We start from the raw sequence: 8,326 nt of genomic DNA, 5'->3' as shown, positions 1-8,326 counted from the left end.
GTCACACCGGCGGGCGGGGTGAGCCCGGAGGTCTTGCGGCCGGTTCCGATCACCTCGAAACCCGCCGCGACGAAGGCGCGGGCCGTCTCCTTGCCTATCCCCGATGAGGCACCTGTCACGAGCGCCACCGGCCGAGTTGTCGCCATGACAGACTCCCTTGGGTTTTAGATTACGTTCGTATGTCTTACGTTCGTACGACCATATGATGCTTATTGGTCACTGGCAAGGGTCACGTCCGGCAATCCGAGAAAGAACCGCGAAACGGTGGGGTGCGGTACGGGAAAGACCACGAGCGAACGACGAGCAGCTGACCGAGACGGCCGGCCCTCGCATCACCCGAGACGGCAAGCGAACGGTTTCAGTTCGCAACAGGTGGCGCAGGGGGTGCCACCGGGTCAGAGTCGGTAGGCGCAGTCAGAGAGACTCGGCGCCGATCAGACCGAGCACCAGGGCGCCGTCACCCGCAATGGTGGAGATCAGCCGCCCTCTGTCCACAGGCGAACAGGCGTGTCATGGGCGGCATGGACGACCGCACCGAGACGCCGGCCTCGCGCCCCGGCAAGATCCGCGCCGCGCTCGCGCGGGCCGAGCGCGCCGTATTCACCCTGTGCCGCTCGGAAAGTCATCGCTGCTGATCAGGCGGCATAGCCGTACTCGTTGACGATGCCGCCGAGGATCCGGGTGCGCAGGACTTTGTGCCATGCGGGGCGCTTGTGACGCCTTTTGAGGACCTCGATCCCCTCGGCCCGGAAGACGGCGTCGAACGCCTCACCGCACCTTGCCATCGCGGTAGCGCAGCAAGAAGCGCAGGGACCTCTCTGCGTATACCCAAGTCGGCGGCGGGATTCCGCGCGCGGTGCAGCCACACTTCGCGGCGATGAACCTGCGGTGTCAGGCCAGCAGAGTGCCGGGGGCGACAGGGAACACCTCGCGCCAGTGGTGTCGGGGTATCAGCGCGGACAGGGCAGCGAACCAGAATCGGTCGGCGGGCTGGTAGCGGACCGGTCCGGCCAGCCGGCGACGCAGGACCGCGTTCTCGTGCCGCAGCACCAGAAGTTCCGCGTCCTTCGCCGTCCCGCGACGGAGGAGAACTGATGGAACGGTCAGCAGCTTCCGGGTCACGTCGTCCAGCAAGGACACGATCAGGGAGGACATGATCCCAGCGGACTGGCCGTACCACTCCCACCTGCGACGATGACTTTTCGATCGGCACAGGATCGTGCACCTGACTCCCGAACTGCGCACCATCGCCCAGGGCGAGCAAGCTCCGGGGCTGCGTGCCGAGCTGGGCGCTCGGTGGGACATCGCGGAAAGCTCCTTCGCCGCGGGCATCGGCCGCAGCCTCATCGACGAGGGATTCTCGCTGGACTGGGCGACGCTACAGCTCACGGACAAGCGCCGCCGCCGCTCGGTCACCGGAGTCACCGACGCACTATCGGATTCCAGCACGGCCGCTGCCTCATCTGCGCTCAACCCATCACGCCAGGCGACAGCACCGCTGTCGACCACGTCTTCCCCTACTCCCTGATGCAGCGCTTCGGCGCCGTATCCGGCCGGCACGGACCGGACTTGGACGTCATCTGGAACCTCGCGCCCGCACACCAAGCGTGCAACAGCGCGAAGAGCGACCGGCTCCCCACCCCCGAAGAACTCCACCGGCTCGCCCAGCGCAACGAGGCGATCATGCACTCCCCCCACCCGCTCAGGAAAACCCTCCAGCTCACCCTCCGCAGCATGCGGCACAGCGCCAACCCACCGGAGCACTGGCCACACTTCCCGCGCCAGGTCCAAACCGCCTGCGATTGAGCACCGCCAGAGGCCGTCAAACCAACCCACAGGCCAGACGCCGCCCAGGCCGTCCGGCCTCCCGTGCCACCCAGGCCGGATACATCAACGACGAAAGCACCGCACTCGTGCGACACGCAGGTAAGCAGCGCTCGTCGATCACCACGCCACGTGGACACACAGCGGGGACATCATTCTTGCTTGGCACACTTTTTCTTCCGGCCAGGCCTCTACAAAACAGTCTCCCTACGGCGCTCCAGAGCCGGGTACAGCACTCACACCCTGGGAGTGCCCTATCTGCCGGCAGACACCAAGGGGCTTTGCCATCCCTTGACGCAGACCCCTACGGTAACCAAAAGCCCCACGTACGGACTGCCTGCGGAAACCAGCCCACAAGGATCACCGACAGCCTCTCTACTCCTGTCGCATGGGGAGCGCGGGACCGTGCCCCCACCCGGAAAGGGGGTCGGGAACCGACAAGGGGCCCTTATGCCTCTCGATGTAGAGAGCATCCGGATCGACGGGATGACCTCAGGGGGCCTACGGTTGACAACGACACACAGGGACTCGGTACGGCGCAGCAGGTCTACCGGATCGGGTGACGGACGAATCGGACACCGTTGACACGTCCGCGAGTTGGGAGCACGAGGGCTCCCAGAGGGCCCCCCATTACTCCCAGCCCGGAAATGGTTAAGGCCGCCTCCGCTACCCGCGGAAACGGCCTCCGACCTGCGAAAACGCTGGTCGGGACGACAGGATCTGAACCTGCGACCCCTTGACCCCCAGCGGCGCGGCAACCCACTGTAACGAATCGTAGTGCACCGTAGTGCCCCACCCGGGGTCGTACGCAGCCGTACCATCCCAATCTGACCGCCTGGGGCAACGTCGCGCCGATTCGGCCCCTGCGGATCTCTCCCCGCGGTGTGTCCCGCGATATTCTGGCCGCATGTCGATTCAGGTGCCCGAAGACCTTGAGGCCCGCCTGCGCCAGCTGGCGGCGACCCAGGGCATCACCGTGGACGAACTGGTCACCAAAGAACTATCCAAACTCGTCGTGTCACGCCCCGTCCGCGCCCTCCGGGGCAAAGGCGTGCTACACGCCGGTAGCAGCGCGCCCCACGCCCGCGATCTCAAGGCCTACATGCGTGGGGAAGCAGACGACGCGTGAAGCTGATCGTCGACGCAGGTCCCGTCTTCGCCTATCTATCCGCGGACGACCCTGACCACGCCCGCTGCGCGGCCCTGCTGGAGAGCTTCGAGGGCGAACTCGTGATCCCCCAGCTCGTCCTGGCGGAGGTCTCGTATTTCATCAACACCCGGGTCAAACGCGCCGTTGGCGCCAAGAAGGCCGCCGAAGCCGAGCTCGCCCTCATCGAGGACATCACCGCAGGCACCTTTCGAGTCGAACCGGTCGAAGACCAGGACTGGCCCCGGATCGCCGAGCTCGTCGGCCGTTACCACGACTTCCCCCTCGGTATCACCGACGCCTCCGTCATGACCGCGGCGGAGCGCCTGGACACCCCCAAGATCGCAACCCTCGACTCCCGCCACTTCCGCGCCGTGACCTCCTCCCGGTTCGGACACTTCGAGATCCTTTAGCGCCCCAGTACGATTGCGAGTCTGGTCAACGTCTTTGTCGTGTGCCGCTCGACCTGCGGCGTTCAGAAACGCATCACTGCTGGTCATGCTGCGTACCTGTACTCATTGATCAGGCCGCCAAGGACACGAGTCTGGAACAGCCGTCGTGGGGTTTTCAGGTCGGTCAGCGGCGCGGCGTGGTGGTCGGCGAGGGGAGGTAGTTGCTCTCGGGCCTGATGCGGTCGATGTCCGTTGTAGTGTCCGGCGTAGGCGCTGAGAACACGGAGAGCGTGGCGCTCGCTCCAGAGCAACAGGTGGTCGAGGACCTCGCGCCGCAGTGTCCCGATGCCCCTCTCACAGTGTGCGTTCATCCGCGGGGACTGCGGGGCGGTCTTGACGGTTTCGATGCCCTCGTCTTCGAAGACGGCGTCGAAGGACTCGGGGTATTTGCCGTCCCGGTCGCGGATCACAAAGCGCAACGACTTGAGGCGCACGCCCGCCTCAAGGGCGAGCTTGCGGGCCTGCTGGGCCGTCCACTGTGCGGTCGGATGCGCGGTTACGCCAGCGATGTGGCGGCGTGTGCCGTGCTCGAGGAAACCCAGCGCGTAACCGCGCGTTGACCTGCCGAGAGGCGGTCCCACTGGCCGCGGAAGGGCACCCGCACGCTGCCGCCCGCGCCCTGGTAGCCCTTGTCCGCCCAGCAGGCCAGGCCCGCCTCGGTGAGGGCGTCGATGATGCCGTGGGTTCGGGCGGCCTTGATGTCGTGCACGGCGCCGGGCAGGGCGGCCGAGGCCCAAAGCAGTTTCCCGTGCGGATCGGCGATGACCTGCACGTTCATGCCATGCTTCTTGTGTTTGCCGGAGTAGAAGGGCCGGTCGGCGGCGATCCGGTCGATCGGTAGCAGCGTCCCATCCAGGATCACGAACGTCTTTGCTGAGGCAGCCTTCACCGCCGTGGTCAGGTCGGGCGCCCGCGCCGCGAGCAGACCGACGGCTTCCGTGATGTACCGGTACACCGTGCTCACGCCAATCTCGAACCCGGCCGATAGCCGGCGCCACCGAGTCCCGCACGCCGCCCGATGCGTGGCCAACCGGTCGGCCAGGAACCGCAGATGCCGGGTGGACAGGTCGAGGGCAGACGGATAGACAAGCACATGAAGCTCCTGTCGGCACGGGCGATCTTAGCCGTGAACCCGTCTACCAGGAGCTTCATCGCGTGCGCAGGCAACCGGCGGACTCATCAACCAAGTTGGCCGTCGACGTCATCGCTGCGAGCTCTGTATAGGCTGGCGTTGTCGATGTGACGGGGTGTCTTGGGTGTGACCTTCTGACCGGGCGCCGGGAGTTGCCCGGGGACTTCCTGCACAAGACCGCTGCTTGGGTGGTGAACCACGTCGTCGGTCCGATGAATCTCGGCACCTTGATCGTCGGTCCACGGGAGTACGTCGTGGCCATCGCGGAGCTCGACGACACGGCAGCGGCGGAACCCGGCCCTTGCTGCGCGACGCCGCTCGTGTCGTGGAGACGTTGTGCCGGCCCGAGCAGACCTACGTTTGCATGTGGGCGCACGGTCGCGACGAGCGTAAGCACCTGCACATCGCGGTCCAGCCGGTGACCGCTGAGGTGCGGGCCCGCTACGGCGGGCTGCGCTCCGAGCAGCTCCAGGCCGGATGCTGGCGGACGGTGACGGTGACAAGCCGGACATCACGGAGGGCGAGCAGTTCTGCGAGCGGGCTCGCGAGCTGTTCCGAGCGATTACCGACACCAGCGCCGAAGATCGCAGTTGATCACCGGTACCGCGCCGACGTTACGACGTAGTCGGGCAAGACTGTGTGAGGAGGCACTGCAGTCTCCATCACGCACCCTCAACGTGAGGTTGGAAAAGACTCACTGTCGCGGCCATGGCCCGGCCCTCACCAGCTCTCCCCAGAGGGCAACCCAGAGGCAGCCCCAGACTTCTTAAGGGGCAAGTAGCTAGGCCATCGCGAGCACGTCGTGGACCAGTTGGCCCGCGTACTCCCGGTCGACGGACAGGCCGAAGACCACGTGGTGATACATCGGTGCAATCACGTGATCGAGGACCTGCTGCTCGGTCGGCGCCCGCTCCCCGCGCGCCCTTGCCCGATCCAGCATCACCTTGGCCTGCGTGCGGCGCTGCTCCCAGCACGGGCAGGTGAGCACCTCGTCCCGGGCGGACGTCATGGCGCGCAGGTAACGGGTCCGGCGCGGTTGGGTGATGTCGTCGACCACGATCCGAGCCCACGCCAACAGGTCACCGCGCAGTGACCCGGTGTCCGGCAGTTCGTCGCCGTCCTTGGTGAGCGCGGCGACAGCGACCTCCTCCAGCAGCGTGTCCAGGTCGCCCCAGCGGCGATAGATGCTGGTCGGGTTGACGCCTGCCCGGTTGGCCACCAGTGGGATGGTGATGCGGTCCGCCTTGCCCTCGCCCATGAGCTGGCCGACGGCGGTGTAGACGGCGTCCCGGACCTTCGCGCTGCGCCCGCCCGGCCGCCGGGCTGGTGTGGTGGTCGACATACGACCATTATTGCAGAAGTCTTTGTTTTAAGCTTCGCTCCGTGTACCGTCAATTAAAGCAATGATCTTCGCTTTAATTGATCGTGGGGGTACTCCATGCTGACCGCTCCGGCCACCCGGCGCATGTCGTCCGGGCCGGCCACCGTCCTGCCCGCGGCGACCATGCTGACGTTCCTCGCCGCGTCCAGCGCGCCGACCCCGCTCTACCGCGTCTACCAGGCGCGTTGGGCGTTCTCCTCGGGCATGCTGACAGTGATCTTCGGCGTCTACGCGGTGTGCCTGTTGCTCGCGCTGCTGACCGTCGGGTCGCTGTCCGACCACGTGGGACGCCGCCCGGTGATCCTCGGCGCCCTCGCGCTCGACGCGGTTGCCATGCTGGTATTCAGCACCGCGGACGGCGTTCCGTTGCTGATCGCGGCGCGCATGGTGCAGGGCATCGCGACCGGCGCGGCAACCGGTGCGCTGGCCGCCGCGATCCTGGATGCGGAGCGACCACACGGGCCGATCGTGAACAGCGTTGCCCCGATAGCGGGTCTCGCCGTCGGCGGACTTGGTTCCGCCGCGCTCGTCCAGTTCCTGCCGTGGCCGCGCCAGACCGTGTACCTGGTGCTGCTCGTGGTGTTCGCGGTCGAGGCGATCGGCACGATCGTGGTGACCGAGACCTCGCCGATGATGCCCGGCGCACGGCAGGCGATCCGGCCGAATGTCGGCATCCCGGCCGCGGCGCGGTCCGCGTTCGCCGCCATCGCGCTGCTGGACATCGCGGCGTGGGCGTTGGGCGGCTTCTACCTCTCGCTCGGCCCGAGCCTGATCCGTGTGGTCACCGGCTCAACCTCGATCCTGCTCGGCGGGTTGCTGGTGTTCACGCTGGCCGCGGCGGGTGCGGCGGCGATCTGGCTGCTGCGCACGGTCGCGGCCAGCCGGGTGATGCGCTTCGGCGCCGCCACGCTGGCGATCGGGATCGCGGTAACCATCGCGGCCACCCAGACCGGGTCCCAGGCGCTGCTGTTCGCGGGCACACTGATCGCCGGGACCGGCTTCGGTGCGAGCTTTCAGGGCGTTACCCGCACCGTCTTCCCGCTCGCACCGGCCGCCGAACGCGGCAAGCTCGTCGCCGCGTTCTACGTGCTCAGCTACCTCGCGTTCTCCATCCCGGCCGTCGCGGCGGGCATCATCGCGACCAGCGTCAGCCTGCTGACCACCGCGACCGGCTACGGCGTCGTGCTGATCGCGCTCGCGGTCACGGCGCTGATTCCCCGGCGGCCGCGGTGATGAAGGCGAGTGCCTGCGGCCAGGACACCGCGCACGCGCGGGCGTTCACCTCGCTGCCCCCTCGTGTTTCGCACTTTTTGGATCACCGGGGCGGTGAACGGGTGTGTGTTGATGCGCTCGATCGGATGGCGCGAGACCATACTGCTCTTGGGATGTGACAGGTAGACAGAAGCATCGGCGGTGTCTGTTTCACCCAGTTGAGAGTGATCCGCCGATGCTTCCAGTGGGCACGATACCGCCGTCCTTATCCGCTTTGCTGGCTGTCTGCCGGTCCTGCTTCACCGCTCCGACGTTCCGCACGTTCTGCGTTCTGCTGACCGGGCTGGTCGCGCAGACCCGCCGCCGCACGTTGTGCGGAATGCTGCTGGGCACAGGGCTGGAACGGATGTGGCACCACACCCGGTGTCACCGACTGTTCTCCACCGCCCGCTGGTCGGCCGACGAGGTCGGCCTGGCCCTGGCAGGTTTGGTCGTGGCACGCCTTCTCCCGGACGCTGCGCCGCTGCAGGTCGCGGTCGACGACACCCTGTTCAAACGGTCCGGCCGCAAGGTCTTCGGCGCTGCCTGGCAGCACCACGGCGCCGCGAAAGGGCCGCGCCCGGCCGGCTTCGGGAACTGCTGGGTCATCGCCGGGATCGTGGTGACCGTGCCGTTCCTGACCCGGCCGGTATGCCTGCCCGTCCTGGCCCGTCTATGGCGCCCCAAACACACCGGAAAGATCGCCCTGGCCCGCGAGATGACCGAACTGCTCGCCGCCCACTTCCCCGACCGCACCCTGCACACAGTCGGGGATGCCTCCTACGTCGGCGAGCACCTACGCGGCCTCAACCCGCAGATCACCTGGACCAGCCGCCTGAAAGTCACCTCCGTACTGCACGAACTCCCGCCCCCACACACGGGCAAGAAGGGACGCCCGCGCACCCGGGGCCCACGCCTGGGGACACCCACCGATCTCTCCCAGCAGCTGGACTGGCACCGAACCAAGGTCCGCCGCTACGGACGCGTGGACACCGTTTTCCTCGCCGAGCACACCTGCCTGTGGTACGGCTCCTTCCACACCCGTGAAGTTTCCCCGTGATCCTGGACACTCTTCTTCTACGCTGCGAGTGCTTGGTCGTTCTGGAGCCGCTGGCGTGTCTCGCGGGGCGTGATGTACC

The 8,326-nt window shown here is 67.1% G+C and carries 11 protein-coding genes and 1 pseudogene; 6 read left to right on the top strand and 6 right to left on the bottom strand.

What is annotated here, in order from left to right; all coding sequences use genetic code 11:
- The 3 genes from ACFZCY_RS45310 to ACFZCY_RS45300 form a co-directional block, all read right to left on the bottom strand.
- The coding region (locus tag ACFZCY_RS45310) for an SDR family NAD(P)-dependent oxidoreductase (RefSeq protein ID WP_391187673.1) at window positions 1–146 on the bottom strand (146 nt) is incomplete at its 3' end.
- Window positions 147–635: 489 nt separating this feature from the next.
- Window positions 636–785, bottom strand: a complete 150-nt coding sequence (locus ACFZCY_RS45305) for a hypothetical protein (protein ID WP_391187671.1) — start codon at window positions 783–785, stop codon at window positions 636–638.
- 106 nt (window positions 786–891) lie between these two features.
- Window positions 892–1,155: an integrase gene (locus ACFZCY_RS45300; RefSeq protein ID WP_391187669.1), complete on the bottom strand. Its 264-nt coding sequence runs from the start codon at window positions 1,153–1,155 to the stop codon at window positions 892–894.
- Between the two features lie 64 nt (window positions 1,156–1,219).
- Between ACFZCY_RS45300 and ACFZCY_RS45295 the strand changes: the two genes are divergently transcribed.
- The 4 genes from ACFZCY_RS45295 (at window position 1,220) to ACFZCY_RS45280 (ending at window position 3,384) form a co-directional block, all read left to right on the top strand.
- Window positions 1,220–1,528 (top strand): hypothetical protein, encoded by a 309-nt coding sequence (locus ACFZCY_RS45295; protein WP_391187667.1) that lies wholly within the window; start codon window positions 1,220–1,222, stop codon window positions 1,526–1,528.
- Window positions 1,528–1,806 carry a hypothetical protein gene (locus ACFZCY_RS45290; protein ID WP_391187664.1) on the top strand — a complete coding sequence of 93 codons (279 nt, stop codon included), beginning with the start codon at window positions 1,528–1,530 and terminating at the stop codon, window positions 1,804–1,806. The genes ACFZCY_RS45295 and ACFZCY_RS45290 overlap by 1 nt, the downstream gene beginning before the upstream one ends.
- A 925-nt stretch (window positions 1,807–2,731) precedes the next feature.
- The gene (locus ACFZCY_RS45285) at window positions 2,732–2,953 is read left to right on the top strand and encodes a hypothetical protein (RefSeq protein ID WP_391187662.1); all 222 of its coding nucleotides are present in this window, start codon (window positions 2,732–2,734) and stop codon (window positions 2,951–2,953) included.
- On the top strand, window positions 2,950–3,384 hold the full coding sequence (locus ACFZCY_RS45280) for a PIN domain-containing protein (RefSeq protein ID WP_391187660.1): 435 nt from the start codon (window positions 2,950–2,952) through the stop codon (window positions 3,382–3,384). The genes ACFZCY_RS45285 and ACFZCY_RS45280 overlap by 4 nt, the downstream gene beginning before the upstream one ends.
- An 83-nt stretch (window positions 3,385–3,467) precedes the next feature.
- Here ACFZCY_RS45280 and ACFZCY_RS45275 read toward each other — a convergent pair whose 3' ends face one another.
- The 3 genes and pseudogenes from ACFZCY_RS45275 to ACFZCY_RS45265 all read right to left on the bottom strand — a co-directional run bounded on the left by ACFZCY_RS45275 (window position 3,468) and on the right by ACFZCY_RS45265 (window position 5,897).
- Window positions 3,468–3,857 carry an integrase core domain-containing protein gene (locus ACFZCY_RS45275; protein ID WP_391187658.1) on the bottom strand — a complete coding sequence of 130 codons (390 nt, stop codon included), beginning with the start codon at window positions 3,855–3,857 and terminating at the stop codon, window positions 3,468–3,470.
- Between the two features lie 107 nt (window positions 3,858–3,964).
- Window positions 3,965–4,516, bottom strand: a pseudogene (locus tag ACFZCY_RS45270) (transposase family protein); the annotation flags it as partial.
- Window positions 4,517–5,336: 820 nt separating this feature from the next.
- Window positions 5,337–5,897 (bottom strand): TetR/AcrR family transcriptional regulator C-terminal ligand-binding domain-containing protein, encoded by a 561-nt coding sequence (locus tag ACFZCY_RS45265; protein ID WP_391187656.1) that lies wholly within the window; start codon window positions 5,895–5,897, stop codon window positions 5,337–5,339.
- Between the two features lie 96 nt (window positions 5,898–5,993).
- Here ACFZCY_RS45265 and ACFZCY_RS45260 point away from each other — a divergent pair, with 96 nt between their 5' ends.
- Together ACFZCY_RS45260 and ACFZCY_RS45255 are read left to right on the top strand one after the other, a co-directional pair.
- Window positions 5,994–7,169, top strand: coding sequence for an MFS transporter (locus tag ACFZCY_RS45260; protein ID WP_391187654.1), 1,176 nt, complete (start codon window positions 5,994–5,996; stop codon window positions 7,167–7,169).
- A 214-nt stretch (window positions 7,170–7,383) separates the two neighbouring features.
- On the top strand, window positions 7,384–8,247 hold the full coding sequence (locus ACFZCY_RS45255; protein ID WP_391187651.1) for a transposase: 864 nt from the start codon (window positions 7,384–7,386) through the stop codon (window positions 8,245–8,247).
- Window positions 8,248–8,326: the final 79 nt, after the last annotated feature.

This window comes from Streptomyces sp. NPDC007983, from assembly GCF_042958345.1.
Taxonomy (GTDB): domain Bacteria; phylum Actinomycetota; class Actinomycetes; order Streptomycetales; family Streptomycetaceae; genus Streptomyces.
The sequence above is the reverse complement of the archived record's forward strand: the minus strand, read 5'-3'. Positions and strand labels throughout refer to the sequence as shown.

What these genes read in the sequence shown, in the direction of transcription:
- ACFZCY_RS45260 (WP_391187654.1), top strand. Translation starts at nt 5,994, where the DNA reads ATGCTGACCGCTCCGGCCACCCGGCGCATGTCGTCCGGGCCGGCCACC.
- ACFZCY_RS45265 (WP_391187656.1), bottom strand. Translation starts at nt 5,897, where the DNA reads ATGTCGACCACCACACCAGCCCGGCGGCCGGGCGGGCGCAGCGCGAAG.
- ACFZCY_RS45255 (WP_391187651.1), top strand. Translation starts at nt 7,384, where the DNA reads ATGCTTCCAGTGGGCACGATACCGCCGTCCTTATCCGCTTTGCTGGCT.
- ACFZCY_RS45285 (WP_391187662.1), top strand. Translation starts at nt 2,732, where the DNA reads ATGTCGATTCAGGTGCCCGAAGACCTTGAGGCCCGCCTGCGCCAGCTG.
- ACFZCY_RS45290 (WP_391187664.1), top strand. Translation starts at nt 1,528, where the DNA reads ATGCAGCGCTTCGGCGCCGTATCCGGCCGGCACGGACCGGACTTGGAC.
- ACFZCY_RS45300 (WP_391187669.1), bottom strand. Translation starts at nt 1,155, where the DNA reads ATGTCCTCCCTGATCGTGTCCTTGCTGGACGACGTGACCCGGAAGCTG.
- ACFZCY_RS45305 (WP_391187671.1), bottom strand. Translation starts at nt 785, where the DNA reads ATGGCAAGGTGCGGTGAGGCGTTCGACGCCGTCTTCCGGGCCGAGGGG.